Origin of the sequence: Pseudomonas sp. Irchel s3h9, from assembly GCF_900187475.1 — a bacterium.
Classification (GTDB): domain Bacteria; phylum Pseudomonadota; class Gammaproteobacteria; order Pseudomonadales; family Pseudomonadaceae; genus Aquipseudomonas; species Aquipseudomonas neuropathica.
The window spans coordinates 37079-60960 of sequence record NZ_FYDH01000008.1; the positions used below are offsets into that span (position 1 = coordinate 37079).

Annotated in this window: 27 protein-coding genes; 13 read left to right on the top strand and 14 right to left on the bottom strand. The window is 59.0% G+C overall.

All coding sequences use genetic code 11. The features are described 5' to 3' along the window. Nucleotides 1–89: 89 nt before the first annotated feature. The 3 genes from CKW26_RS14620 to CKW26_RS14630 all read left to right on the top strand — a co-directional run bounded on the left by CKW26_RS14620 (nucleotide 90) and on the right by CKW26_RS14630 (nucleotide 2008). Nucleotides 90–812 (top strand): OmpA family protein, encoded by a 723-nt coding sequence (locus tag CKW26_RS14620; RefSeq protein WP_095049123.1) that lies wholly within the window; start codon nucleotides 90–92, stop codon nucleotides 810–812. Nucleotides 813–975: 163 nt separating this feature from the next. Beyond that, on the top strand, nucleotides 976–1257 hold the full coding sequence (locus tag CKW26_RS14625) for a DUF1145 domain-containing protein (RefSeq protein WP_095049124.1): 282 nt from the start codon (nucleotides 976–978) through the stop codon (nucleotides 1255–1257). After that, nucleotides 1250–2008, top strand: coding sequence for a hypothetical protein (locus CKW26_RS14630; RefSeq protein ID WP_095049125.1), 759 nt, complete (start codon nucleotides 1250–1252; stop codon nucleotides 2006–2008). The genes CKW26_RS14625 and CKW26_RS14630 overlap by 8 nt, the downstream gene beginning before the upstream one ends. A gap of 107 nt (nucleotides 2009–2115) precedes the next feature. Here CKW26_RS14630 and CKW26_RS14635 read toward each other — a convergent pair whose 3' ends face one another. Next, on the bottom strand, nucleotides 2116–2574 hold the full coding sequence (locus CKW26_RS14635) for a CopD family protein (protein WP_095049126.1): 459 nt from the start codon (nucleotides 2572–2574) through the stop codon (nucleotides 2116–2118). A 99-nt stretch (nucleotides 2575–2673) separates the two neighbouring features. On the opposite strand from CKW26_RS14635, the gene dinG reads away from it, so the two are divergent. The 5 genes from dinG (at nucleotide 2674) to pdxH (ending at nucleotide 10613) form a co-directional block, all read left to right on the top strand. Continuing rightward, the gene (dinG, locus tag CKW26_RS14640; RefSeq protein ID WP_007918588.1) at nucleotides 2674–4818 is read left to right on the top strand and encodes an ATP-dependent DNA helicase DinG; all 2145 of its coding nucleotides are present in this window, start codon (nucleotides 2674–2676) and stop codon (nucleotides 4816–4818) included. Nucleotides 4819–4913: 95 nt separating this feature from the next. Continuing rightward, nucleotides 4914–7385: a beta-galactosidase gene (locus CKW26_RS14645; RefSeq protein ID WP_095049127.1), complete on the top strand. Its 2472-nt coding sequence runs from the start codon at nucleotides 4914–4916 to the stop codon at nucleotides 7383–7385. Nucleotides 7386–7575: 190 nt separating this feature from the next. Next, nucleotides 7576–8721, top strand: coding sequence for a serine hydrolase domain-containing protein (locus CKW26_RS14650; protein ID WP_095049128.1), 1146 nt, complete (start codon nucleotides 7576–7578; stop codon nucleotides 8719–8721). A 113-nt stretch (nucleotides 8722–8834) separates the two neighbouring features. Next, nucleotides 8835–9941 (top strand): OmpA family protein, encoded by a 1107-nt coding sequence (locus CKW26_RS14655; protein WP_095049129.1) that lies wholly within the window; start codon nucleotides 8835–8837, stop codon nucleotides 9939–9941. Nucleotides 9942–9965: 24 nt separating this feature from the next. Beyond that, nucleotides 9966–10613 (top strand): pyridoxamine 5'-phosphate oxidase, encoded by a 648-nt coding sequence (gene pdxH, locus CKW26_RS14660; RefSeq protein ID WP_016986574.1) that lies wholly within the window; start codon nucleotides 9966–9968, stop codon nucleotides 10611–10613. A 5-nt stretch (nucleotides 10614–10618) separates the two neighbouring features. On the opposite strand, the gene CKW26_RS14665 is transcribed toward pdxH, so the two are convergent. Beyond that, on the bottom strand, nucleotides 10619–10855 hold the full coding sequence (locus CKW26_RS14665) for a hypothetical protein (RefSeq protein WP_095049130.1): 237 nt from the start codon (nucleotides 10853–10855) through the stop codon (nucleotides 10619–10621). A 179-nt stretch (nucleotides 10856–11034) separates the two neighbouring features. On the opposite strand from CKW26_RS14665, the gene CKW26_RS14670 reads away from it, so the two are divergent. Beyond that, on the top strand, nucleotides 11035–11499 hold the full coding sequence (locus CKW26_RS14670; RefSeq protein ID WP_007918566.1) for a glycine zipper 2TM domain-containing protein: 465 nt from the start codon (nucleotides 11035–11037) through the stop codon (nucleotides 11497–11499). 76 nt (nucleotides 11500–11575) lie between these two features. On the opposite strand, the gene CKW26_RS14675 is transcribed toward CKW26_RS14670, so the two are convergent. The 5 genes from CKW26_RS14675 to nhaA all read right to left on the bottom strand — a co-directional run bounded on the left by CKW26_RS14675 (nucleotide 11576) and on the right by nhaA (nucleotide 14988). Continuing rightward, a complete protein-coding gene (locus tag CKW26_RS14675; protein ID WP_095049131.1) occupies nucleotides 11576–11827 on the bottom strand; it encodes a pyocin S6 family toxin immunity protein in 252 nt (83 codons plus the stop codon). A 27-nt stretch (nucleotides 11828–11854) separates the two neighbouring features. Beyond that, complete coding sequence (locus CKW26_RS14680) at nucleotides 11855–12100, bottom strand: colicin E3-like toxin immunity protein (protein WP_034154981.1); 246 nt, start codon at nucleotides 12098–12100, stop codon at nucleotides 11855–11857. A gap of 55 nt (nucleotides 12101–12155) precedes the next feature. Continuing rightward, nucleotides 12156–12410 (bottom strand): colicin E3-like toxin immunity protein, encoded by a 255-nt coding sequence (locus CKW26_RS14685; protein WP_095049132.1) that lies wholly within the window; start codon nucleotides 12408–12410, stop codon nucleotides 12156–12158. A gap of 7 nt (nucleotides 12411–12417) precedes the next feature. Next, on the bottom strand, nucleotides 12418–13632 hold the full coding sequence (locus tag CKW26_RS14690; protein WP_095049133.1) for an S-type pyocin domain-containing protein: 1215 nt from the start codon (nucleotides 13630–13632) through the stop codon (nucleotides 12418–12420). A gap of 171 nt (nucleotides 13633–13803) precedes the next feature. Next, a complete protein-coding gene (nhaA, locus tag CKW26_RS14695) occupies nucleotides 13804–14988 on the bottom strand; it encodes a Na+/H+ antiporter NhaA (RefSeq protein ID WP_095049134.1) in 1185 nt (394 codons plus the stop codon). Between the two features lie 251 nt (nucleotides 14989–15239). Between nhaA and CKW26_RS14700 the strand changes: the two genes are divergently transcribed. Beyond that, the gene (locus tag CKW26_RS14700) at nucleotides 15240–16334 is read left to right on the top strand and encodes a PLP-dependent cysteine synthase family protein (RefSeq protein ID WP_095049135.1); all 1095 of its coding nucleotides are present in this window, start codon (nucleotides 15240–15242) and stop codon (nucleotides 16332–16334) included. A 115-nt stretch (nucleotides 16335–16449) separates the two neighbouring features. On the opposite strand, the gene CKW26_RS14705 is transcribed toward CKW26_RS14700, so the two are convergent. The 3 genes from CKW26_RS14705 to CKW26_RS14715 all read right to left on the bottom strand — a co-directional run bounded on the left by CKW26_RS14705 (nucleotide 16450) and on the right by CKW26_RS14715 (nucleotide 19473). Further along, nucleotides 16450–18063: an NAD(P)/FAD-dependent oxidoreductase gene (locus tag CKW26_RS14705; protein ID WP_095049136.1), complete on the bottom strand. Its 1614-nt coding sequence runs from the start codon at nucleotides 18061–18063 to the stop codon at nucleotides 16450–16452. A 97-nt stretch (nucleotides 18064–18160) separates the two neighbouring features. Then, complete coding sequence (locus CKW26_RS14710) at nucleotides 18161–18814, bottom strand: COG3650 family protein (protein WP_095049137.1); 654 nt, start codon at nucleotides 18812–18814, stop codon at nucleotides 18161–18163. Nucleotides 18815–18873: 59 nt separating this feature from the next. Then, a complete protein-coding gene (locus tag CKW26_RS14715; RefSeq protein WP_095049138.1) occupies nucleotides 18874–19473 on the bottom strand; it encodes a short chain dehydrogenase in 600 nt (199 codons plus the stop codon). Between the two features lie 104 nt (nucleotides 19474–19577). Between CKW26_RS14715 and CKW26_RS14720 the strand changes: the two genes are divergently transcribed. After that, a complete protein-coding gene (locus CKW26_RS14720) occupies nucleotides 19578–20492 on the top strand; it encodes a LysR family transcriptional regulator (protein ID WP_095049139.1) in 915 nt (304 codons plus the stop codon). A 115-nt stretch (nucleotides 20493–20607) separates the two neighbouring features. On the opposite strand, the gene CKW26_RS14725 is transcribed toward CKW26_RS14720, so the two are convergent. From CKW26_RS14725 to CKW26_RS14740, 4 genes are read right to left on the bottom strand one after another with little or no spacing between them, the layout of a single operon-like run. Beyond that, nucleotides 20608–21084, bottom strand: coding sequence for a DoxX family protein (locus CKW26_RS14725; RefSeq protein ID WP_095049140.1), 477 nt, complete (start codon nucleotides 21082–21084; stop codon nucleotides 20608–20610). Further along, nucleotides 21081–21839: a DUF2063 domain-containing protein gene (locus CKW26_RS14730; RefSeq protein WP_095049141.1), complete on the bottom strand. Its 759-nt coding sequence runs from the start codon at nucleotides 21837–21839 to the stop codon at nucleotides 21081–21083. Before CKW26_RS14730 ends, CKW26_RS14725 begins: the two co-directional genes overlap by 4 nt. Next, nucleotides 21836–22723: a DUF692 domain-containing protein gene (locus CKW26_RS14735; RefSeq protein ID WP_095049142.1), complete on the bottom strand. Its 888-nt coding sequence runs from the start codon at nucleotides 22721–22723 to the stop codon at nucleotides 21836–21838. Before CKW26_RS14735 ends, CKW26_RS14730 begins: the two co-directional genes overlap by 4 nt. Before the next feature lie 25 nt (nucleotides 22724–22748). Further along, nucleotides 22749–23054 (bottom strand): DUF2282 domain-containing protein, encoded by a 306-nt coding sequence (locus CKW26_RS14740; RefSeq protein ID WP_095049143.1) that lies wholly within the window; start codon nucleotides 23052–23054, stop codon nucleotides 22749–22751. Nucleotides 23055–23321: 267 nt separating this feature from the next. On the opposite strand from CKW26_RS14740, the gene CKW26_RS14745 reads away from it, so the two are divergent. Both CKW26_RS14745 and CKW26_RS14750 read left to right on the top strand, forming a co-directional pair. Beyond that, the gene (locus tag CKW26_RS14745) at nucleotides 23322–23573 is read left to right on the top strand and encodes a hypothetical protein (RefSeq protein ID WP_095049144.1); all 252 of its coding nucleotides are present in this window, start codon (nucleotides 23322–23324) and stop codon (nucleotides 23571–23573) included. Nucleotides 23574–23605: 32 nt separating this feature from the next. Further along, a complete protein-coding gene (locus CKW26_RS14750; RefSeq protein WP_256579902.1) occupies nucleotides 23606–23872 on the top strand; it encodes a phosphopantetheine-binding protein in 267 nt (88 codons plus the stop codon). Nucleotides 23873–23882: the final 10 nt, after the last annotated feature.

Consider the following 23882-nt stretch of genomic DNA (forward strand, 5'->3'; position numbering starts at 1 on the left):
CCCTCTCGCATCCGCGGCTTGTGCAGTCGCGGATGCGGGTCTTTACTCCTGTGTAACCGGTATGGGCCGGTGACACAGGAGCTTTCACAATGACTGTTTTCTCAAGGTCCGTCTTGCCGGTGCTGCTGCTAGGCAGTTTGCTCACCGGTTGCGCCACCCACAGCGATGGCACTGCACCCCTCAATCAACGTACGTGGCCGATCTGCAGCGTTATCGGCGGACTGGTCGGTGGCGGCCTCGGCGCTATCGAAAGCGCTGGCTGGGCCGGTGGCGGCGCAGCGCTGGGGATTCTTACCGGCGGACTGATCTGTTATGCCCAGGACGGCGATGAAGACGGCGACGGTGTATTTGACCGCCGCGACCGTTGCCCGGACACTCCGGAAAACACCCCGGTCGATCACCGTGGTTGCCCGCTGCCACAGTACCCGGTCACGGAAAAAGTGCCGGAGCCTGCACCGCAAACTGAGGTCATTACCTTGAGCGATGCCGGCAACGTGCTGTTCGATTTCGACAAATCCGACCTGACCCCGGCGGCGAAAGCCCAGCTCGATACGCTGATGGACAAACTGCGCAGTGCCGATGTGGTGAGCATCAAGGTCATAGGTCACACCGACAGCAAAGGTTCGGATGCGTATAACCAGGCTTTGTCGGAACGGCGGGCGAGCAGTGTCGCCGCGTATTTGCTGAGCCAGGGCTTGGCGCCGAACAAACTCACCAGTGAAGGTCGCGGTGAAAGCGAGCCGGTTGCCGATAACGCCACCGATGAAGGTCGTGCGCAGAACCGGCGTGTGGAGTTGCACATCAACCGTTAGGAAGCGTCTGTAGGGCGCAGGCTAGAGCTGCCGGGCGACGATTAGCGTCGTTTCGGCAGCCATTTGGCAGACGATCGAAGTTTTTTCATTTTCCCCTCTGGCTTATCCCCCGCAGAAGCCGTTACTGTGCGCCCAAAGAATAATTCGCAACACGGGGGAGCGTATGAAAGTGTTCTGGGGGCTGGGGCGATTGTTGACCCTGCTGTTCTGCTGCGTGGTGCTGGCCAACCAGTTGGTGCCGTTCGTACATCCGTTGCATCTGCTGGTCAATCTGGCCGGCGGTCTGTTGTTGCTGATTCATTTATTCGAAGTGCTGCTGTGCAATCGCAGCCTCAAAGGTCGCCCGCACCCTTGGCGTGACCGTGGCCGCATCCTGCTGTTCGGCGTATTTCACCTGCAAACCATCCCGGCCCCGGCCGCTCCGGAGGCTTCTTCCCATGCGTAAACTCTGCTTGCTCGCTGCATTCATCAGCCCATTGGCCTGTGCCCAGGTGGTCAGTGTCGAAACCAATTCGCTGATGCGTTTGCCCAACACGGCCAGCACGTTGCAGCTGGAAAAACTGGAAGTGGCCGATTACGGTACGTTGCTGATTCCTGCCAACGTGACCGAACTGACTGTGGGCGAGTTGCGTCTTGGCCATGAAGCCCGTATCGCGATCGTTCCGAGCGAGAACGCTTTGGAGATGAAGGTCGCTCATGCAGAACTGAGCGACGGCAGCCGGATTACTGCACGGGGTGCACCGGGTACTTATGAAAAAGCCGCCCGTGCCGGGCGCAATCTGAATCTGCAATTCAAGGCGTTGAACGCACCGCAGCTGTTGGTCGATGCCCGTGGCGGCACCGGCGCGCCGGGGTTTGTCGGCCTCGATGGCGGCAACGGTGAAGACCCAGGCTGTACTTATGGCTCGGCCGGGCACGGTTTTGATGGCAGTAACGGCAGTGACGGCCAACCTGGCGCACCGGGTGCGCTGGTGCGCCTTGAAGTGCCGCGCGAGTTTCCGGCGGAGTTGATCAAGGTCAATGTGGCAGGTGGCAACGGTGGCCCGGCGGGTGTTGGCGGCAAAGCAGGGAAGGGCGGCAAGTCCAAGGGGTGCTTGGTGTATCGCGCCGATGGTGGCAAGAACGGCAAGGCCGGGGCGGATGGCCAGCCTGGGCCAGTGGGGGCGGCGGGGGCGGTGACTGTGCAGCGCTTGTAAGATCACTGATTGTTCCCACGCTCCGCGTGGGAACACAGCCCGTGACGCTCCGCGTCACTGGACGCAGAGCGTCCCTTGCGGCATTCCCACGCAGAGCGTGGGAACGATCACGGCCTCGCCGCCGCAATCGCCACCAACACCACCCCCACAATCAGATTAAGCCCCACCACCCGGCGAATTCGCCCCAGCACCGCCGCACCCGCCGGCCAGTCCTTTGCATCAACCGCCGTGCGCAATTCCGGCAGCATCAACCCCTGAATGCGGATAAACAGCGCAGTCATCACCACGTACAAGCCCATCATCACCTGCACATACTTCGGCGCGGTCTCAAACCCGACCTGCTGCAAATGCAGCATGCCCACGCCGCTGATCGGCAACAGAATCACCGCGACCCAGACCCACCGAAAAAAACCTTGAAACACTTCCACCCACAAGGTCAGGCGGGCAGGGCCGTCTAGGGCCTTCACAGCCGCAGGGCGCAGGACCATCCAGGCGAAAAACATGCCGCCGACCCACACCAGGGCGGACAGCACATGCAGGGGGTAAACGAGGCTAAAAGGTGTCATTGGGGCACTCCGTTCTGCGCGGGATTAATTAGCGGGGTATGATAGCCGCCATCCGAAACCACTGAAAATTTATCCAGCGTTTTTTGCGCCCGACAATCCATGATCAGTACTGAACTCAAAACCACGATCCAGGGCGCCTATTCGCGTTTTCTAGAGGCCAAGAGCCTCAAACCGCGTTACGGCCAGCGCCTGATGATCGCTGAAATCGCCAAAGTCCTCGGGGATATCGACACCGACGACGAAGGCCGGCGCAGTGGCGACCCCGCGATTGTCGCGGTGGAAGCCGGTACCGGTACCGGCAAGACAGTGGCCTACAGCCTGGCCGCGATCCCCACCGCCAAACTGGCCGGCAAACGCCTGGTCATTGCCACCGCGACCGTCGCTCTGCAGGAGCAGATCGTCTACAAGGATTTGCCCGACCTGATGCGCAACAGCGGGCTGAATTTCAGCTTCGCCCTGGCCAAGGGCCGTGGCCGCTACATGTGCCTGTCCAAGCTCGACATGCTCTTGCAGGAAGGCCACGCGCAAACCGCCACTGCCCAGCTGTTCGAAGAAGAAGGCTTCAAGATCGAGGTCGATGAGGCCAGTCAAAAGCTGTTCACCAGCATGATCGAAAAGCTCGCCGGCAATAAGTGGGACGGCGACCGTGATAGCTGGCCGAATGCACTGGAAGATGCCGATTGGGCGCGCCTGACCACCGATCACAGCCAGTGTACCAACCGCCATTGCCCGAACTTCGGCCAGTGCGCCTTCTACAAGGCCCGCGAAGGTATGGGCAAGGTCGACGTGATCGTCACCAACCACGACATGGTCCTGGCTGACCTTGCACTGGGCGGCGGCGCGGTGTTGCCGGATCCGCGCGACACCATTTACGTGTTCGACGAAGGCCATCACCTGCCGGACAAGGCCATCGGCCACTTCGCCCATTACACGCGCCTGCGTTCCACCGCCGACTGGCTGGAAACCACCGCGAAGAACCTGACCAAACTGCTGGCCCAGCATCCGCTGCCAGGCGATCTTGGCAAATTGATCGAACAAGTTCCGGAACTGGCGCGTGAGATCAAGGCTCAGCAACAGTTCATGTTCAGCGCCTGCGAGCAGGTCGCCGATTTCAAACCCGGCGAAGACGTCGAGGGTCGCGAGCGGCCACGGCATCGCTTCGTCGCCGGGGTGATTCCCGAGCACATGCGCGAAATGGGCATCGAGCTGAAAAAAGGCTTTGCTCGTCTCAATGATCTGTTCACCCGTCTGACCGACCTGCTCAAGGAAGGCATGGACGGCGAGGTCAACATCGGCATCGCCAGCAATCAGGCTGAGGAATGGTATCCGCTGTTCGGCAGCCTGTTGTCGCGTGCCTCCGGCAACTGGGAGCTGTGGACTGCGTTCACCGCCGAAGACCCGGAAGACAGCCCGCCGATGGCGCGCTGGCTGACTCTGGCCGAAAGCGGTTCGCTGTTCGATATCGAGGTCAATGCCAGCCCGATCCTGGCGGCAGAAACCTTGCGCCGCAGCTTGTGGAACGTGGCTTACGGCTGTCTGGTGACCTCGGCGACCCTCACGGCGCTGGGCACTTTCGACCGCTTCCGCATGCGCGCCGGCCTGCCGAAAAAGGCCGTCACGGCTGTGGTGCCGAGCCCGTTCCATCACGCCGACGCCGGTGTGTTGCGGGTGCCGGACCTGAAAGCCGATCCACGCGATGCCGCCGCACACACGGCAGCGATCATCCGTGAGTTGCCCGATCTGGTCGAAGGCTCGCGCGGCACCCTGGTGTTGTTCTCCTCGCGCAAACAGATGCAGGACGTGTTCGACGGTCTCGACCGCGACTGGCGCAAGCAAGTGTTCATTCAAGGCAACCTGTCGAAACAGGAAACCCTGAACAAGCACAAGGCGCGGGTCGACGGCGGTGATTCCAGCGTGCTGTTCGGTCTAGCCAGTTTCGCCGAAGGGGTGGACTTGCCGGGTGCGTACTGTGAACACGTGGTAATCGCCAAGATCCCGTTCTCGGTCCCGGACGATCCGGTCGAAGCGGCGTTGTCGGAATGGATCGAGGCCCGTGGCGGCAATCCGTTCATGGAAATCTCCGTGCCCGACGCTTCGCTGAAACTGGTTCAGGCCTGCGGGCGGCTGCTGCGCACCGAAGAAGACCGCGGCACCATCACTTTGCTCGATCGGCGTCTGGTCACCCAGCGCTACGGCAAGGCGATCCTCAATGCGTTGCCACCTTTCCGTCGTGAAATATCCTGAGACAACGGTGGGCAGTTTTGCCCGCCGTGTTGTCTATCTCTCTGCCATCGCTTTTCCATTGGCCATTGTTGGTCGTTAGGGAGAACTCCGTTCTTATGATCCGCCGTTCGTTGCCTGCCGTATTTGCCTTGATCTTCGCTGCCCCGTTGCTGGCAGCGCCCGCCGGTCAGCAGACCCTGTTCAACTTTGTCCGTCCTGCCGACGTGGTGAAAATCGCCACCGAAAACGCTGATCTGCCGCAAGCCAACGCCGAGCAAACGCCTGAGGGCGAAGTGCTGCGCCGGGTGACGTTCAACCCGGTGGCCCGCCCGACCTTGCGTCTGACGCCGCAGACCGGCGCTTGGGACTGGTCGCAGTCAGGCATGATGACTTTGCGTTTGCAGAGCGCAATGGACTGGGCGGTGACGGTCTATGTGCAAATCCAGAGCAACGACGGTCGTACCCTGGTCAGCCGCGTCGACCTGCCGGCCGGGCCTGCGCAGACCCTGTTGGTGCCGCTGGTGGCATCGTCACCGCTGAGTCTTGGCATGAAAGCCGGGCCACCCATGCCAATGACGGTCGATGGTCAGCGGATCCTGCTGGTCAGCAGCAGCGGGGAGATCGATCGCAGCCAAGTGGTTTCGGTGAGCTTGTCTTTGGATCAGCCGAAAGTCGCGCAGAGTTTGCTGCTGGAGCGTTTCGGTGTGCAGGACGGCGAATCGGTCACCCAGGCCGTTTACGGCAATCTGGTCGACGCCTACGGGCAATCGACGCGCAGCAAGTGGCCGGAAAAAATCAGCAACGACGAACAACTGAAATCTGCCGCCGCCAAGGAACAGCAACAGCTGAAAACCTGGCTGGCCGAGCGTGAAAAGTCTTCGCTGGACAAATTTGGCGGCTGGAATAAAGGCCCGGCGTTCAAGGCCAGCGGTTTCTTCCGTACTGAAAAGCGTGATGGCCGCTGGTATCTGGTCACGCCTGAAGGTCATCCGTTTTACTCGCTGGGCGTGAACACCGTCAGCCCCCAGGTCAACCAAACCTACGTGGCTGGCCGTGAGTACATGTTTGAATCCCTGCCTAAACCTGAAGAACCGTTGGCCAAGCATTTTGGCGAGGGTGACAACCGTGGCGGCAACGGTGTTGATCAGGGCCGGGGATACGGCAACGGGCGCTGGTACGACTTCTATGGCGCCAACCTGCAGCGCGCGTACGGTGAACCGTGCAAAGCCGACAGTGATAGCAAGTCCGGAGTCGCCGAAGCGGCCAAGTCTGCCGCCGCTGAAACGGCCGCAGTGAACTCGGCTGAACCTGTCTCGGTGCCTGCGGAGCCGAAGTCCGGTGTCGCTGAGGCAGCCAAAACTGAAACCGTACAAGCGACGGCGGAAAAGGCTGCTGAGCCGTGCAAGGCCACCATTGATGAGCAACAGTGGGCCAGCCACACGCTCGATCGCCTACAAGCCTGGGGCTTCAACACGGTTGGTAACTGGAGTGCCGATTCGCTAAGTGATGCCGAGCGTGTGCCTTACACCTTGCCGCTGTCGATCGTCGGTGACTACACCAGCATCAGCACCGGCAGCGACTGGTGGGGCGGTATGCCGGATCCGTTTGATCCGCGTTTCGCCATGGCCACCGAGCGCGCTGTCGCCATCGCCGCCCGCGATCACCGCGACGATCCGTGGCTGATCGGCTACTACGCCGACAACGAACTGGCGTGGGCCGGTCCCGGCGATGATCCGAAATCCCGCTATGCGCTGGCCTATGGCACCCTGAAAATGACCACCGACGTGCCAGCAAAGCGAGCGTTCCTCAAGCAATTGCGCGACAAGTATCGCAATCAGGCGGGGCTGTCGAAGGCGTGGGGCATTGATCTGCCGGCGTGGGAATTGATGGAAGACCCGGGTTTCGTGCCACCACTGCCGAACCCGGAACATCCGGAAATCGAGGCTGACTTCAAATATTTCCAGAAAGTCTTCGCCGACACTTACTTCAAAACTATCTCCGACTCGCTGAAATGGCACGCGCCGAACCAGTTGCTGCTTGGCGGTCGCTTCGCCATCAGCACCCCTGAAGCTGTAGCCTCCTGCGCGCAGTATTGCGACGTGTTGAGTTTCAACATGTACACGCTGAAACCGCAGGACGGTTATGACTTTGCCGCACTGGGCGCTTTGGACAAACCGGTAATGATCACCGAATTCAACTTTGGCTCAGCGGATCGTGGCCCGTTCTGGGGCGGCGTCACGCAACTGGCCAAGGAAGAAGATCGCGGCCCGGCCTACGCCAACTTCCTCAAACAAGCGCTGAGTGAACCGTCGATTGTTGGCGTGCATTGGTTCCAGTATCTGGACCAACCGGTAACCGGCCGTCTGCTTGATGGTGAGAATGGCCACTTCGGTCTGGTGGGAGTGACGGATCTGCCGTATCAGGGCTTCGTCGAGTCAGTGCGCAAGAGCAATTTGCAGGCCATTGATCAGCTTGGCAAAGAGGCCGAGAAAGCCCTTAAGCACGAAGCCGAAGGCGGCAGGAAAGGTGAGGCAGGCAAAGGTGCGGGAGCAGGGCACGCGGGTGGGCACTCGGGGAATGGTCATTAATCTGTGATGCGCTAAAAGATCGCAGCTTGCGGCAGCTCCTGCAGAGGAACGCGATCTCATGTAGGAGCTGCCGCAGGCTGCGATCTTTTGACTTGGCTTTTAACCGTCTGGCCCGCAGCTGTTCCCAAATCCCTCTAGGGCTGGAACAATGCGGGCCACTTTGTAGAGCGTTTTCGCGGGGGAGTTGCGGGTGCAGATTCAGGGACATTACGAGCTTCAATTCGAAGCGGTGCGCGAAGCCTTTGCTGCACTGTTCGACGATCCCCAGGAACGCGGCGCAGCCCTGTGCATCAAGGTCGGTGGAGAAACCGTCCTCGACCTCTGGTCCGGTACCTCCGACAAGGATGGCGCCGAGGCCTGGCACAGCGACACCATCGCCAACCTGTTCTCCTGCACCAAAACCTTCACCGCCGTCACCGCCCTGCAACTGGTCGGTGAAGGCAAGCTGCAACTGGATGTTCCGGTCGCCCGCTACTGGCCGGAATTCGCCGCTGCCGGCAAAGAATCCATCACCCTGCGCCAATTGCTTTGCCATCAGGCCGGTCTGCCGGCGCTGCGTGAGCTGCTGGCGCCGGAAGCCCTCTACGATTGGCAAACCATGGTCGACGCCCTCGCGGCTGAAACACCGTGGTGGACGCCGGGCAATGGGCACGGCTATGCCGCGATCACGTACGGCTGGCTGATCGGCGAATTGCTGCGCCGCGCTGACGGTCGCGGGCCTGGCGAATCCATCGTCGCCCGTGTCGCCAAGCCGTTGGGACTGGATTTCCACGTCGGTCTGGCTGACGAAGAGTTCCACCGTGTGGCGCATATCGCTCGCGGCAAGGGCAATACTGGTGATGCCGCCGCGCAACGCCTGCTGCAAGTGACCATGCGCGAACCGGCCGCCATGACCACTCGCGCTTTTACCAATCCGCCGTCGGTGCTGACCAGCACCAACAAACCGGAGTGGCGACGCATGCAGCAACCGGCGGCCAATGGCCACGGGAATGCGCGCAGTCTGGCCGGTTTCTACGCTGGTTTGCTCGACGGCAGCCTGCTCGAAAGCGACATGCTCGAAGAGCTGACCCGCGAACACAGCCTCGGCGAAGACAAGACTTTGTTGACCCAGACCCGTTTCGGTCTGGGCTGCATGCTTGATCAACCGGATGTGCCCAACGCCACTTACGGCCTCGGCCCACGTGCGTTCGGCCATCCGGGCGCGGGCGGTTCCATCGGTTTTGCTGACCCCGAGCATGATGTCGCGTTTGGTTTTGTGACAAATACCCTTGGGCCGTACGTCTTGATGGATCCCCGCGCGCAGAAGCTCGCGCGGGTGCTTGCCACTTGTCTGTAAAGTTTCATCCGAGGTCCCAGGGTCGGAACCTCAAGCGGTTTTTCGTTTCAAAACGGCTGTTTATCCGGGCGAAAGTGCTCTGATTTTTCATTACTTCATTTTGTGGATTTTCAATGTCATCTAAAAAGACCCTCGCCCTGGCCCTGTGTGTAGCGATCACCGGTTGTGCACAGACCCCGAAAAACGATGCGGACGGCGGTAGTTGGTGGCCGTTCGGTTCTTCCGACAAGGTCGCGGCCAAGGAGCCAGCTCCGGCCCCCGCCCCGCTGAAACCTGCGGCCTCCGCACCCGTGGCCAAGACTCAAAGCAGCAGCCCGTGGTACTGGCCGTTCGGTTCCGATGATGAAGCGGCCAAGGCCGATATGAAGGCTGAAGTCGCCCCGGAAGCGAAAAAAACGGTCACCGTGGCCAAAGCTGAAGCCGACGCGGGTGGCAAATGGTGGTGGCCGTTCGGCGGTAAGGATCAACCCACCACCAAAGCCGTGCCGATGCCGGATCCGAAAGTGACCCAGGCCTGGCTCGACGACTACGAACCGCGCCTGCGTGAAGCGGTCAAGGACAGCAATCTGCAACTCGAACGCCGTGAAAACGTGCTGGTCGTGACTGCACCGGTCGAAGGCTCGTTCAATCCGGATCGTCCCGCCATGCTGCTGCCGGTCACCCTCGGTCCGTTCACCCGGGTGGCGAAAATCCTCGAAGCCGACCCGAAAACTGCCGTGCTGGTCCTTGGCCACAGCGATTCCAGTGGTGCCGCGCCTGCCAACATCAAACTCAGCCAGGAACGTGCCCAGTCCATTGCGGCGATCTTCCGTCTCAGCGGCTTGCAGCGTGATCGCCTGATGCTGCGCGGCATGGGTTCGGAAGCGCCGCGTGCGGCCAACGACAGCGTTGAAGGTCGTGCCCTGAACCGTCGTGTCGAACTGCTGGTGACCCCGCAGAACACCATGGTTGCGCTGCTGAGCAAGTACAACATGCCAGCGCCGAAGCCAGTGACCATGGTCGCCGCGCAAGACGTCAAGCCAGCCGCCAAACCGGTAACTCCAGCGCCTGCTGCGAAAAAAGCTGCTGTTCCGGCGACCAAGAAGGCTCCAGCGAAAAAAGCGGCTGCCAAGGCGCCGGCTAAAAAGGCACCGGCCAAGGCCCCAGCGAAAAAGACTGCTCCAGCCAAAGCCGCCGCGACCGACAAGAAAGTCGCCGCGACCGATACCACCAAGAAGTGATCCGCTAACGAAAAGGAATGCGCCATGACCCAGGCTCTGGCAGATATGCGTCGTGATTACACCCGGGATGGTCTGACCGAGGCGCAAGCCCCGGCCGAGCCATTTGCGTTGTTTCACCAGTGGTTTGCCGACGCGGTGAAAACCGAACAGGCGCCGGTGGAAGCCAACGCCATGACCCTGGCCACGGTCGACCAGGATGGGCGACCGCATTGCCGCATTCTGCTGCTCAAGGGCCTGGACGAGCAGGGCTTCACCTTCTTCACCAACTACGACAGCGCCAAGGGCCAGCATCTGGCGGCCAACCCGTTTGCCGCCATGACTTTCTTCTGGCCAACCCTCGAACGCCAGGTGCGCATCGAAGGGCGGGTGGTGAAGGTCACGCCTGCGGAGTCGGATGCGTATTATCAGGTGCGTCCGCTGGGCAGCCGTCTCGGTGCCTGGGCATCACCGCAGAGCCGGGTGATCAACGGGCGCGGTGAACTGGAAGATTTGCTCAAGGCCACCGAGCAGCGTTTCTCCGATACTCAACCCGACTGCCCGGAACATTGGGGTGGTTACCGTTTGTTGCCTGAGCGCATCGAATTCTGGCAGGGCCGTCCGAGCCGTCTGCACGATCGCCTCAACTACCGTGTGCAGGGCGCCGACTGGATTCTTGAACGTCTGGCACCCTGAGCAGTCTACCGAGCGGGATAGCCTGCCGCAGCGGCCTCCAGCCACTTCGGCAGATCCCGGCGCTTGATCTTCTGCATCTGAGCATTCGCTAACTGTTTGAGCATGAAGGCGCGTTTGCCTTCATCCTTGCCCGCCAGTGACAGCGCCAGGTCGCGATCCATCCAGCGTTTGATCCGCACGTACAACCACCAATGGAAGTACAAACCGGCGGCAGTGGTGACGACGATGATGAAGTAATCCATGAAAATCCTTGGTGTCGGTGGCGCAGAATCGGTAATTTGGCGCTACTGTAGGCCTACATCAGGGGGAGCGTGCAGGTGTCTGTACCGCGCCTGAATGAAAGCCAATTTATCCGGGCGGTGTCGTGACAGGCGTCAAGCCACGGAGTTTAATGACTATATGTTTCTTTGGAGTTGATGCTATGCGTAAGTCTGTTCTGCTGGTTGCTTCCTTTTCCACGATGGCGATGTTGCTTACCGGCTGCCAATCGAGCCTGACCGGTGACTCCTACTCCCGTGACGAAGCGCGTCGTGTGCAGACGATTCGCATGGGCACCATCGAATCCCTGCGCCCGGTGAAAATCGAAGGCACCAAAACCCCGATCGGCGGCCTCGCTGGTGCAGCGGTCGGCGGCGTTGGCGGCAGCGCCATCGGCGGCGGCAAGGGCAGCATCGTTGCCGCGGTTATCGGTGCGGTGGCGGGTGGTCTGATCGGTTCGGCCACGGAAGAAGGCCTGACTCGTACGCAAGGTGTGGAAATCACCGTGCGTGAAGACGACGGCAGCATGCGTGCCTATGTGCAGCAGGTTCAGGAGAATGAAGTGTTCCGCGTTGGCGAGCGCGTGCGCATCTCCACCGTTGGCGGGACCAGCCGCGTTTCGCACTAAGCGGAATTCAGGGTAAAGAAAACCCCGATCAGGTGACTGGTCGGGGTTTTTTGTTTTTTGCTTCCCAATTCGGTAGTCAGTAATCAGCACCGGTGCCCATGAAGAACTCCAAACCCTTCGGGAGGCTAACTTTGAGAAGAGTTTTCAGCGCAGTGACTTGATCTGTAGTCAATAACAGCTCCCCGGGTTCCAATTCATTCAGGGGCTTGGATTCAATGAGCTGTGCAACTTTTTCGTTCATCTCGCTATCTTTTATATGTAACTCGAATTGCAAAGAGTCATCTTGAGCGTCATCAGGGTAAAAGCCGGTTATCGAAAGGTAGCGCATTAAATTTCAATAGCCTGTTTGTCGGTATTAACTGTAGTCAAACGAAATTTGATAGTCGTTGGCACTCAGAATGATTTGATGTTGAAAGTATGGCTGAATGGTCGCAACCCACTTCTCGACGACGTTGAAGCTGCCATTATTGATGTTGCCCTCCACCGGAATGCCTAAGGCATTCAGTACTGATTCATCATCCCCCAGATCTTTTGACGACTCCTCGCCCTGCAATTGCAGGGTTGCTGTGTCGTACCACTCCAGTCTCAGTTCTAGTCCTATATCTCTTCCTCACAGATATCTTTTTTTGATATTTTTTCGGGTATTGAATGGGTATCTACCAGTTGTCGCGGTATACGAATGATATCTGATAGTCGTAAGACGAATATTGGATGAAGTGCTGGAAGTACGGTTGAAGAATCTTTAACCAATCGGATTTAACATCAAATCCGCCATTATTTATGTTTCTGGCAGGCGACAGGCCTAACGCTTCAATTAGTGAGCAGTCCTCACCAAAATCTTTCGACAGCTCCTCTCCTTCACCCAGTTCGGTTTGCTTGTCATACCATTCAAGCCTGGCCTTCAGTCCCATGTAATCCTCATAAATATTTTTTGATATTTCGTTTCTTTTTGGGCGGATCTATCTGTTCGCCAGTCCTATGATCGAAAGAGCCTAAATGGCTGCCATCGCTTGCGCGGTATGCTTCAAGTTCACCGTGCAGATAGTCCCATTCGTATATTATCCGGCCTTTCGCGTTGATCCAGCGATCCCGAAGCCCTCCGTTGTATGGTGTTTTCTTTTTTGCTCTTCTCAAATCAGGAAAGGCTGTTATATCCACCGTTTCAGGAGCTGGGTGATAGGTATGACCCTCTTCGGCGGTACCTTTCGCAGCGCTGACAACAATGTAAATCGGTTTTACTCCCGACCCCACCGGAAAAACCAGAATGAAATCCCGGTACTCCGGCGGATAAACCGGATTCACCAGAATCCCGTCCGCTGCTTTCGTCGGTGGATACACCCAGATGTGCGGTGCCTGCGGTGCAGCCTCCAACGCGGGAATACCAAGGATGTCCGAGCCATTCACAGCCGGCGTCCAGATCAGTTCTACTCCTTCACCCAAGTCAGCAATGAACCGGCTGCCACGCACCTTGAACTGCACGACATCAACCATTTCCCAGTCGCGATTCTTGCCGGTGTAGAAACCGTAACCTTTCAGGCTGCCGTCGGCTTGTTGCTCAACTCTCAACCGAACACGCGTTCGTGCCTGTTCAAGTCCACGCAGTTGCTCGTCGGTATAGAGCGCGCTGTCACCAAGGCTCGATGGCATGAACAGCGCAACCAAACCAACTAAAGGCGCAACAGCCGCACTGGATACAGCGGCGGGCAGCGTTTCAAACACCGATCCCGCCAGAGCCAGGCTGCCAAATCCAGCTGGAATAGCGGTTGCGCCGATTTTCTTGAGCGGAACTGCGCCGCTTTCATCGGCCTCACGCGCGCCCAGCAGAATCAGATCGCCGTAATCCTTCAGGCTGTCGGTCGGCACCATCCCCGAAGGACTCGAGTAATCGATAATCGCATCCGGCAATTTGCAGGACTTGGCGAATACGCAGCCAGCCCGAACGGGATTGGCTTTTTTGACCGCCACCTCACGGCTGCGCTCGAAAGCCTCCTGTCGGGCCAGCATGGCGTCGTAAGCATTTTGTCTGGCGTCGCGCTCGGCCAGTTCAGTGGCCGTCATGTAGCGGTAGGTGACGTGATGCCCGTCGCCTTGCGGTGGGTTTTGAACCCGGGGAATGCCCTTGTTGCCAGCCACTGATCGTCCTTTCGCTCATCCATCGACAGCCCTTCGCAAAGGGCTGCGCAACGTTAACGAAGCAGGAAAATGGTGGCTGTAGGACGCGTCGCTAAAGACGTGAGGATTGTTCGCTGTGTAACGGGAACGCAGGAAGTTTGTGGCGAGGGTGCTTGACCCTCGCCACAGAGGTTATATCGGTTGGGAGTTCTTGCGACTCGCCGCCGCCGTCACCGCATAACCAATCAACGCCGCCAGAATCGACCCGGTCAAAATCCCCATCCGGTCCATGCCAGCGTAATCACTCACACCCGGTTCAAACGCCAGCGAGCCGACAAACAGGCTCATAGTGAAGCCAATGCCGCACAGGATCGCCACGCCCAGCACCTGACCCCAGTTGGCACCTTGGGGCAGGGCGGCGATGCCGGTTTTGACCGCGAGCCAAGTCAGGCCGAACACGCCGACCGTCTTGCCCAGCAGCAGGCCCACCGCGATGCCCATCGGCACATGGTGAGTGAAGCTTTCCACGGTGACACCGCTCAGCGACAGGCCGGCGTTGGCGAAGGCGAACAGCGGCAGGATGCCGTAGGCCACCCATGGGTGCAGCGCATGTTCGAGGGTCAGCAACGGCGACGGTTCGGCGTTTTTCGTGCGCAGCGGGATGCAGAAGGCCAGGGTTACGCCAGCCAGCGTTGCGTGGACACCACTCTTCAGTACGCAGACCCAGAGGATCAAACCGATGATCATGTACGGCCCAAGCTTGACCACCCCGAGCCGGTTCATCGCCACCAGCGCCGCGATGCACGCTGCTGCAAGGCCCAGGGAAAGAGTCGAGAGTTCGCCGGAGTAGAAGATGGCGATGATCACGATGGCGCCGAGGTCATCGATGATCGCCAGGGTCATCAGGAACAGTTTCAGCGACACCGGTACGCGCTTGCCGAGCAGTGCCAGCACGCCGAGGGCGAAGGCGATGTCGGTCGCGGTCGGGATTGCCCAGCCGTCGAGGGCTGCCGGATTGTCGCGGTTGAGGAACCAGTAGATCAGCGCCGGCACCAGCATGCCGCCGATCGCGGCTGCACCGGGCAGGACGATCTGCGACGGTTTAGACAGCTGACCGTCAAGGACTTCGCGCTTCACTTCCAGGCCGATGAGCAGGAAGAACATCGCCATCAGACCGTCGTTGATCCACAGCAGTAGGGGTTTAGCGATTTTCAACGCACCGATCTGCGCCACCACCGGGGTGTCGAGCAGGCCGGTGTACAGCCACGACAGCGGCGAGTTGTTGATAATCAGAGCCAGGATGGCCGCGGCGATCAATAACAGACCGCTGGCAGCTTCCAACTGAAAGAAACGCGTGAAAGTGCTACGCAGAGGCAAGGTCGCTCTCCATCGATAAAGTCAAAAGGTGGGACACCCTAACCCGTACTGTTAGTTGTTAAAACAAAAGTTATATTCTTTTTTGTTATATGGCGTTACAAGGTGTCTGGCTCAAGCCACGCTGAGCCTAGCAGTTGTCTGACATATTGAGACTCAGCTGTATCTGTGCGCGCTATCGGATTTTTCCTAAGCTGATGAGTGAGCCTTTCGAGCCGATTCATCTCCTGCCCGATTCAACGAGAACCCTCACCATGAGCGACAACCGACAGTGGGCCCGCGAAGCCATCCGCATCATCGAAGCGGATTTTCAGCGCAGCGCCGACACCCACCTGATTCCTTTGCCGCTGCCGGGTTTTGCGGGCATCGAGTTGTATTTCAAGGATGAATCCAGCCATCCGACCGGCAGCCTCAAACATCGCCTGGCCCGTTCGTTGTTCCTCTATGCGTTGTGTAACGGCTGGCTCAAGCCCGGCGCGCCGGTCATTGAGGCATCCAGCGGTTCGACGGCGATTTCCGAGGCGTATTTTGCGCGGATGCTCGGTTTGCCGTTCATTGCGGTGATGCCGGCGACCACGTCCAAAGAGAAGATCGCCCAGATCGCGTTCTACGGTGGCCAGAGCCATCTGGTGAAAGATCCGACGCAGATCTACGCCGAATCCGAGCGCCTGGCCCGCGAGCATGGCGGCCACTTCATCGACCAGTTCACCTACGCCGAACGTGCCACTGACTGGCGCGCGAACAACAACATTGCCGAATCGATCTTCCAGCAGATGCGCTATGAGAAACATCCGGAACCGAGCTGGCTGATTTCCAGCCCCGGCACCGGCGGCACCACCGCGACCCTGGGTCGTTACGTGCGCTATCGCCAGCATTGCACCCGCGTGTTGTGCGCCGATGCCGAGCGTTCGGTGTTCTTCGATTACTACCAAACGGGCGATGCGAGTTTGCGCCTGGACTGCGGTTCGCGCATTGAAGGCATTGGCCGGCCGCGCGTTGAGGCGTCGTTCCTGCCGAAGGTGATCGATGCAATGGTCAAAGTGCCGGATGCCTTGTCGCTGGCCGCCATGCATTATCTGGCGCAGCGCCTGGGACGGCATGTTGGCGGGTCGAGCGGGACCAATCTGATCGGTGCGTTGATGGCGGCGCAGCAGATGAAAGCGGCGGGGGAGTCGGGGTCGATCGTGGCGATTCTGTGCGATGGCGGCGAGCGGTATGCCGACACCTATTACGATCAGGATTGGCTGAAGGCGCAGGGGTATGAACTGGCTGGATTGATCGACGCAGTGGCGGCGAGTGCCGAGCGGGGTGAGGCGCTGCCGACTTCAGTACAGCGCGCCAATATCTGATGCAGCGAAATCAACTGTAGGAGTGAGCCTGCTCGCGATAGCGGTACTCCATTCAACATTGATGTTGAATGGAGTACCGCTATCGCGAGCAGGCTCACTCCTACAGGGTTTTGTGTCAGTCAGTCAGGCCGAGGATGTCCCGCGCCACGGCTTCGGCAATGCGAATCCCGTCAACACCTGCCGACAGAATCCCGCCCGCATAACCCGCGCCTTCACCGGCCGGGAACAAGCCCTTCACGTTCATGCTCTGCAGCAATTCATTACGGGTAATGCGCAGCGGCGATGAAGTGCGCGTCTCGATCCCGGTCAACACTGCGTCGTGCAGCGAATAACCGCGAATCTGCTTTTCGAACGCCGGCAAGGCTTCACGAATCGCTTCGATGGCGAAGTCCGGTAGAGCCAAGGCCAGATCACCCAGCGCCACCCCCGGTTTGTACGACGGCTCGACTTCGCCCAGTTCGGTCGATGGGATGTCGTTGATGAAGTCGCCAACCAGTTGCGCCGGCGCCTTGTAATCGCTGCCGCCGAGGATAAAGGCGTGGGATTCCAGGCGTTCCTGCAACTCGATCCCGGCCAGCGGGCCGCCCGGATAATCGACTTCCGGCGTAATCCCGACAACGATGCCTGAGTTGGCATTGCGCTCGTTACGCGAGTACTGGCTCATGCCGTTGGTGACCACGCGATTCGGCTCGGAAGTCGCCGCGACCACGGTGCCGCCCGGGCACATGCAGAAGCTGTAGACCGAGCGGCCGTTCTTGGCGTGGTGCACCAGTTTGTAGTCGGCAGCCCCGAGTTTCGGGTGGCCAGCGTATTTGCCCAGACGTGCACGGTCGATCAGCGATTGCGGGTGTTCGATGCGAAAACCCACCGAGAACGGCTTGGCTTCCATGAACACACCACGGCTGTGGAGCATGCGGAAGGTGTCGCGGGCGCTGTGGCCGAGGGCCAGAACCACGTGTTTCGAATGCAGGGTTTCGCCGCTGGCCAGTTGTACACCGACCAGTTGGCCGTCTTCGATCAGCACGTCGCTGACGCGTTCCTGGAAGCGCACTTCGCCGCCCAGTTCGCGGATCTGCTCGCGCATGTTTTCAACCATGCCGGTCAGACGGAACGTACCGATGTGCGGCTTGCTGACGTAGAGGATTTCTTCCGGTGCACCGGCCTTGACGAACTCGTGCAGGACTTTGCGGCCGAGAAACTTCGGGTCCTTGATCTGGCTGTACAGCTTGCCGTCGGAGAACGTGCCCGCACCGCCTTCGCCAAACTGCACGTTGGATTCCGGGTTGAGCACGCTTTTACGCCACAGGCCCCAGGTGTCTTTGGTGCGCTGGCGGACTTCGGTGCCGCGTTCGAGGACGATCGGCTTGAAGCCCATTTGCGCCAGCAGCAGGCCGGCGAAGATCCCGCACGGGCCGAAACCGACAACGATCGGACGCTGGCTCAGGTCGCTCGGCGCCTGACCGACGAATTTGTAGCTGACATCCGGCGCCACGTTGACGTTACGGTCATCGGCGAACTTGCCCAACACGTTGGCCTCGTCGCGTACGTTGAGGTCGATGGTGTAGATGAAGCACAGTTCGGAGGACTTTTTGCGCGCATCGTAGCTGCGCTTGAACAAGGTGAAATCGAGCAAATCATCGCTGGCGATGCCCAGACGTTGCACGATGGCAACGCGCAGGTCTTCTTCGGGATGGTCGATTGGCAGCTTGAGTTCAGTGATTCGTAACATGGCGAGGATCCGGGTTCGCGGGGCGCACAACTGCGCCAGGGCGTTTGAAGGCCGCGATTATAAGCCGCAAAGGCCGGATCCGGTGAGGCTAAAACGCTCAGTCGTTGCGCGATCCGCCGAAATACCCGCAACCGCGCTGCACCTGGCCGTCGATGCGCAACTCGGCGCTCATGTGCTGCACGCTGCCGGTGCTGCTGTCGACGCAGCGTTGCGGCGCGACCCACAATTCGATGCGCTGGTTGTTGGCTTCGCTGCTCAGATTGAAGCGGCCGTCGCCCAATTGATCTTCAATATACGGCACAGCAAGTGGCGGCTGACCTTCGCGGTCGATGACCATGCCTTTGCCGCTGACTTTGACATTCCACTCCGGGCCATGGCCGGCGGCACGCAGGATCAGCAGTTTGAAGTTGGGATCGTCACACGCGGTGCCGGAGCGCTCGACGCGATACAGCTGCGTCAGGTCGAGTCGATCACCGGCGACTTTGCCGCGAACATCGGCAAACAGTTTGCCTTGCTCATCAGCCAGCGTTGCCGCTTCTTGCAGAATGCTGGTGCCACCAATGTCATTGACCACCAGTTGACGCTGATCCTGACATGGCTGAAACACCAGTTTGCCGTCAGCAGCGGTCAGTTGACCCTGCATCCGCGACTGCCCGACGTGCGAAGCACTTTCTCGCTGGCCATCGAGCAACTGGCAAGCGGCAAACAATGGCAGCAGGGCAATAACGACTAACGAACGGGCAACACGCATCTTCGGCTCTCCAGACAAGTGCCGCCACGTTACGCAGCCTGACCGTTCATCACAAGGGTTTAGCCCACGTGAAATGTCTGACCTGTCTGCAAGCCTTCGACACTTTTCGCGTAGGCCAGCGCCACATCCGCCGCAGGAACCGGCTTGTAACCACGGAAATACGGGGCGTAGCTGCCCATCGCTTCCAATAGCACGGTCGGGCTGATCGAGTTCACTCGCAGGCCGCGTGGCAGTTCGATGGCGGCGGCGCGAACGAAGCTGTCCAGTGCACCGTTAACCAGCGCTGCCGAGGCGCCGCTGCGGATCGGATCATGGCTGAGCACGCCGGTGGTAAAGGTGAACGAGGCGCCGTCATTGGCGAATTCGCGGCCGATCAGCAGCAGATTGACCTGGCCCATCAGTTTGTCTTTAAGCCCGAGGGCGAAGCTGTCTTCAGTCATCTCGCCCAGTGGGGCGAAGGTCACGTTTCCGGCAGCGCAGACCAGTGCATCGAACTTGCCGGTCTTTTCGAACAATTTGCGGATCGATGCGCTGTCGCTGATATCCACCTGCAAGTCACCGCTGGTGCGGCCAATGCGGATGACTTCATGGCGTTGCGACAGTTCTTTGTCCACCGCTGAACCAATGGTGCCGCTAGCGCCTATCAACAGAATCTTCATCGTGCCGTACCTCAAGTGATTGAACGAGGTTTCAGTCTAGAGTGGTTTTTTCTGTGGATAAGCGCGCTAATAGGCAACCTTTGGTTTTCAAATGGAAACAATCCATGAGCGAAATGGATGATCTGGCGGCGTTCGCGGTGTTGATCGAAGCGGGCAGTTTCACTTTGGCGGCGCAGCAGTTGGGTTGCAGCAAGGGCCAGTTGTCCAAACGCATCAGCCAGCTCGAAGCGCAGTTTTCCGTTGTGTTGCTGCAACGCACCACCCGGCGCTTGAGCCTGACTGCGGCGGGCGCTGCGTTACTGCCGCAGGCGCAGGCGCTTGTAGTCCAGGTCGAAAAAGCGCGTCAGGCATTGGCGCGATTGAAGGACGATATGGCCGGACCGGTGCGTATGACCGTGCCGGTGTCGCTGGGCGAAACCTTCTTTGATGGTCTGCTGTTGGAGTTCTCGCACAAATACCCCGAGGTGCAGATCGAGCTTGAGTTGAATAACAGTTACCGCGATTTGTCTCGGGACGGGTTTGATCTGGCGATCCGTAGCGAAGTGGCCAACGACGAGCGACTGGTCGCCAAACCGTTACTGGCATGGCAGGAAATGACCTGCGCGAGCCCGGCTTACCTCGAACGCTTCGGTGAACCGTTGACCCCGCAGGCACTGGCCGAGCATCGATGTTTGCTCAACAGCCACTACAGCGGGCGTGAGGAATGGCTTTATCACCAGCAACACGAATTGCTGCGGGTGCGGGTGTCGGGACCGTTTGCCAGCAACCATTACAACTTGCTGAAGAAAGCCGCGCTTAGCGGCGCCGGTATCGCGCGACTGCCTTCCTACTTGCTGCAAGCGGAATTGGCTGACGGTCGATTGCGCTGGCTCCTGCGCGATTTTCAGACCCGGCGCATGCCGATGTACCTGGTGCATCCGTATCAGGGCGGACTGCCGAAGCGCACGCAAGTACTCGCTGACTATCTGATCGGCTGGTTCAGACGCAGCGGTGAGGCGCTGGATCGCCTTCAGCGCTGATCATATGAACGTAAACCCAATGTAGGAGCTGCCGAAGGCTGCGATCTTTTGATTTTGTTTTTTTCAAAGCAAGATCAAAGGATCGCAGCCTTCGGCAGCTCCTACAGGTCGGCGTTCAGTTGGCGAAATGGCGGGCGATCAGATGATCAATCGACAACTTGCCCGGCCCCGTCGCCATCAGGTACAGCAACACCGCCGCCCAGGTGCCGTGGGTCGGATAGGCATCGGGATACACAAACAGTTGAATGGTCAGGGTCATCCCCAACAGCGCCAACGCCGAAAAACGCGTAGCGAAGCCGATCAGGATCAACAGCGGAAAAAAGTGCTCGGCGAACGCGGCCATGTGCGCGGCAATCTCTGGCGACAACAACGGCACGTGGTATTCGCTCTTGAACAACGGAATCGTCGAGTCGGCCAGACGTGGCCAGCCGGGTTGAAAAGTGCCGTCAATCAAATCAATGGCCAAACCTTCAACCTTGGTCTGCCCTGACTTCCAGAACACCGCGGCAATCGAGAAACGCGCAATGAACGCGATCAGGCTGTGGGGGATTTTTTCCAGCAGCGCAATGGCGCGGGTGATGAGCGTTTTCATGGCAGTTCCTTGTTATTCAAGTGGGTAATGGCGTTGTGCGCGATCAGCAAGCCAAGGGTTTGCGCGAGGTCGAACTCAGGGCTGTTTTCCGCCGCTTTCAGCAGTGGCTGGCCATCGATCAGGTTGCGGATAAACGTACTGGCGCCGGGGTCAACGGCAAACACTTCGACGTCCAGGCCATTGCGCAATACCAGCGCGTGTTGCCTTTGGTTGATGTCGATGCCCTCCAGTGTCGCGTCGTGTTGATGTGCGCCCCAGATCGCCACCACGGCATAGGTTGAGTCGAGCAGGTGCAGGGAGGGATGAAGGTCGAGGCGCAGCTCACTCAGCGTTTGCGCATCAGTCAGTGCTGCCGTGATTTCTTCTGGCCGGACGGGCAGGGCGTCGGCGGCGTGATAGGCGAGGGTGCGCAGGTGCTCAAGGCGCGCCACGTCGGCCAGATAAGGCACGCTGCCGGCCGGTTCAAACGCTGCAATGAAGTCCGCCAATTGTTCGCCGTAGCGGCTCATCAACCGACTTTGCGGCGGTTGCTGTTGTACGAAAACGGCCGCCATGGCGCGGAAGAATTCTTCGCCCACCAATTGCGCAACCACCGGATAGCTGTCGCCCAACGCATTGCTCAGCGAGCCCTGCACGTTGTTGCGATACACCGCGAAACGGCTCGCCGGATCAGCGCCGTTGGCACTGCACAGACCTTCGGGGCAGGGCAGCCGCGTGTCGATGAGCGCAGCCGCGAAAGCGCGTTGAGTGCTCATGTGCGGCCTCCGGCATCGCGCAAAAGCGCATCAGCCTGTTGCGCCTCGGACAGCAGCACCGTGAACGCCGGCACTTGATTGTCGCGTTCGATCAATGTCGCCACCGGGCCGGTGCGCTGCAGCACTTGCCGGTACAAACCCCAGACGGCTTGATCGATCGGCGCGCCGTGATCATCGATCAGCAAACGGTCGCCGAGGCTGTCGCTATCTTCGGCAAAACCGGCCAGATGAATCTCGCCAACCCTGTGCAGGGGCAGGGCATCGAGATACGCCAGCGGATCACGCTGATGGTTCACGCAGGAAACGTAGACATTGTTGACGTCCAGCAACAGGCCACAGCCGCAGCGGCGAATGACCTCTGCGATGAAGTCTGCCTCATCGATCGTCGAGCGCTCGAACGCCAGATAGGTTGCCGGATTCTCCAGCAGCATGGGTCGTTGGAGGGTGTTCTGCACCTGATCGATATGTTCGCAGACGCGGTTCAGCGTCGGCGTGTCATAGGCCAGTGGCAGCAGGTCATTGAGAAACACCGGGCCGTGGCTCGACCAGGCCAGATGCTCGGAAAAGGATTGCGGTTGATAGCGCCGAATCAGTTCGGCGAGGCGCTTGAGGTGCTGTTCATCCAGCGGCTCTTCAGCACCGATGGACAAGCCGACACCGTGCAGCGACAGCGGATACTGCTCGCGGATCAAACCGAGAAAATGATGAAACGGACCGCCGGCCACCATGTAGTTTTCGGCGTGGACTTCGAAGAAGCCGATGTCCGGTTGTGAGCCGAGCACTTCACGAAAGTGCCCGGTCTTGAGTCCCAGCCCGGCACGGGGCGGGAGCCCGGTGAGGGCTGCCTGAGTGCGGGGTTGGGCATGGTCATTGAGGGTGAGCATGATCGTCACTCAGGCAGTTCGCGGATCAGGACTTGGCTTTGAACGCTTCCATCTGACCGAAACCGGTCGGCGAGGTCTTGCTCTCGGTGGTGGCGCAGGTGCCTTTCGGAACGAGTTTCCAGGCGTTGGCCTGGTAGTCCGTTTTCGACGTGCCGGCACAAGTGGTGCCTGCGCCTGCGGCGCAATCGTTGTGACCTTTCATGGCCACGCCGAAGCATTTTTCCATGTCGGCGTCAGCGGCGTGGACGGTCGATACAGCAGCCATGCTCAGGGCAGAACCGAGGGCCAGAACCAGGGCAGTGGCGGACAGGGTGCGAGTGGTAGCAGTCATGATGTTTCTCCAGTCTTGTTCAGGGTTTTTACAAGCGGTTTGTGCTTGCTTACCCCACTAGAGAACGCTCACTGCGATGCGTTACAGCAACGCTCAAATCTTTTCCAAAAGAACCAACGCACGTCGCCGGTGGGAGCAGAGATAGCCCGAGGGAATTGAATAATGGTTATCGTGAACGGTTATTAAAAACTGTCATTTCTGACAGTTGGCAGGGTTTTTCGACTGAGTATATTGGGCTTGTGGCGGTACACATCAGGGAGAAAGACCATGAATTTGTCCGAATTGAAAAAGCTCGTGCAAGCCAGGATCGACGAGAAGGCCAATATCATCCTGGATGAAAAGGTTGTTAATGACGGCGCTGCATTTGGTGAACTGCAGATCTATTTTTGCCTGCGTCGCATTCTGAATAAAAAAGCCACTCTTGAATATTTTGGTGTCTTGCACGCGGTGAGTGATTTGCTGCAGGCGACGGGTGTTATTTCTGCGAATCAGACGCTGGGATCAAGAGTTGCCCCCTGATTCGGGACGTTTCCTCGCGGCAGGAACCTTCAATGAAAAGTGAGGTGTTGGAAATGGACGATGTAGAGCAACAAGTGAGAAAGTTTGTCGCTGATTATTTTGAAATCAATGAAGACCAAGTCAAAAATGAAAGCAGCTTCGTCGGTGATCTGGGGTTGGACGACGTGGACAAGCTTTATTTGATGATGGTGATTGTGAATGAGTTTGGTATGGAGATCCCGGAGTATGAATCCATGGCTTTTACAACGGTGCAGGACGTGATCAATTATCTACGCGAAGAAAACGTCAATGATCAGTAAAACATGGCAG

What these genes read in the sequence shown, in the direction of transcription:
- CKW26_RS14620 (WP_095049123.1), top strand. Translation starts at nt 90, where the DNA reads ATGACTGTTTTCTCAAGGTCCGTCTTGCCGGTGCTGCTGCTAGGCAGT.
- CKW26_RS14625 (WP_095049124.1), top strand. Translation starts at nt 976, where the DNA reads ATGAAAGTGTTCTGGGGGCTGGGGCGATTGTTGACCCTGCTGTTCTGC.
- CKW26_RS14630 (WP_095049125.1), top strand. Translation starts at nt 1,250, where the DNA reads ATGCGTAAACTCTGCTTGCTCGCTGCATTCATCAGCCCATTGGCCTGT.
- CKW26_RS14635 (WP_095049126.1), bottom strand. Translation starts at nt 2,574, where the DNA reads ATGACACCTTTTAGCCTCGTTTACCCCCTGCATGTGCTGTCCGCCCTG.
- dinG (WP_007918588.1), top strand. Translation starts at nt 2,674, where the DNA reads ATGATCAGTACTGAACTCAAAACCACGATCCAGGGCGCCTATTCGCGT.
- CKW26_RS14645 (WP_095049127.1), top strand. Translation starts at nt 4,914, where the DNA reads ATGATCCGCCGTTCGTTGCCTGCCGTATTTGCCTTGATCTTCGCTGCC.
- CKW26_RS14655 (WP_095049129.1), top strand. Translation starts at nt 8,835, where the DNA reads ATGTCATCTAAAAAGACCCTCGCCCTGGCCCTGTGTGTAGCGATCACC.
- pdxH (WP_016986574.1), top strand. Translation starts at nt 9,966, where the DNA reads ATGACCCAGGCTCTGGCAGATATGCGTCGTGATTACACCCGGGATGGT.
- CKW26_RS14665 (WP_095049130.1), bottom strand. Translation starts at nt 10,855, where the DNA reads ATGGATTACTTCATCATCGTCGTCACCACTGCCGCCGGTTTGTACTTC.
- CKW26_RS14670 (WP_007918566.1), top strand. Translation starts at nt 11,035, where the DNA reads ATGCGTAAGTCTGTTCTGCTGGTTGCTTCCTTTTCCACGATGGCGATG.
- CKW26_RS14675 (WP_095049131.1), bottom strand. Translation starts at nt 11,827, where the DNA reads ATGCGCTACCTTTCGATAACCGGCTTTTACCCTGATGACGCTCAAGAT.
- CKW26_RS14685 (WP_095049132.1), bottom strand. Translation starts at nt 12,410, where the DNA reads ATGGGACTGAAGGCCAGGCTTGAATGGTATGACAAGCAAACCGAACTG.
- CKW26_RS14700 (WP_095049135.1), top strand. Translation starts at nt 15,240, where the DNA reads ATGAGCGACAACCGACAGTGGGCCCGCGAAGCCATCCGCATCATCGAA.
- CKW26_RS14705 (WP_095049136.1), bottom strand. Translation starts at nt 18,063, where the DNA reads ATGTTACGAATCACTGAACTCAAGCTGCCAATCGACCATCCCGAAGAA.
- CKW26_RS14710 (WP_095049137.1), bottom strand. Translation starts at nt 18,814, where the DNA reads ATGCGTGTTGCCCGTTCGTTAGTCGTTATTGCCCTGCTGCCATTGTTT.
- CKW26_RS14715 (WP_095049138.1), bottom strand. Translation starts at nt 19,473, where the DNA reads ATGAAGATTCTGTTGATAGGCGCTAGCGGCACCATTGGTTCAGCGGTG.
- CKW26_RS14720 (WP_095049139.1), top strand. Translation starts at nt 19,578, where the DNA reads ATGAGCGAAATGGATGATCTGGCGGCGTTCGCGGTGTTGATCGAAGCG.
- CKW26_RS14725 (WP_095049140.1), bottom strand. Translation starts at nt 21,084, where the DNA reads ATGAAAACGCTCATCACCCGCGCCATTGCGCTGCTGGAAAAAATCCCC.
- CKW26_RS14730 (WP_095049141.1), bottom strand. Translation starts at nt 21,839, where the DNA reads ATGAGCACTCAACGCGCTTTCGCGGCTGCGCTCATCGACACGCGGCTG.
- CKW26_RS14735 (WP_095049142.1), bottom strand. Translation starts at nt 22,723, where the DNA reads ATGCTCACCCTCAATGACCATGCCCAACCCCGCACTCAGGCAGCCCTC.
- CKW26_RS14740 (WP_095049143.1), bottom strand. Translation starts at nt 23,054, where the DNA reads ATGACTGCTACCACTCGCACCCTGTCCGCCACTGCCCTGGTTCTGGCC.
- CKW26_RS14745 (WP_095049144.1), top strand. Translation starts at nt 23,322, where the DNA reads ATGAATTTGTCCGAATTGAAAAAGCTCGTGCAAGCCAGGATCGACGAG.
- CKW26_RS14750 (WP_256579902.1), top strand. Translation starts at nt 23,606, where the DNA reads ATGAAAAGTGAGGTGTTGGAAATGGACGATGTAGAGCAACAAGTGAGA.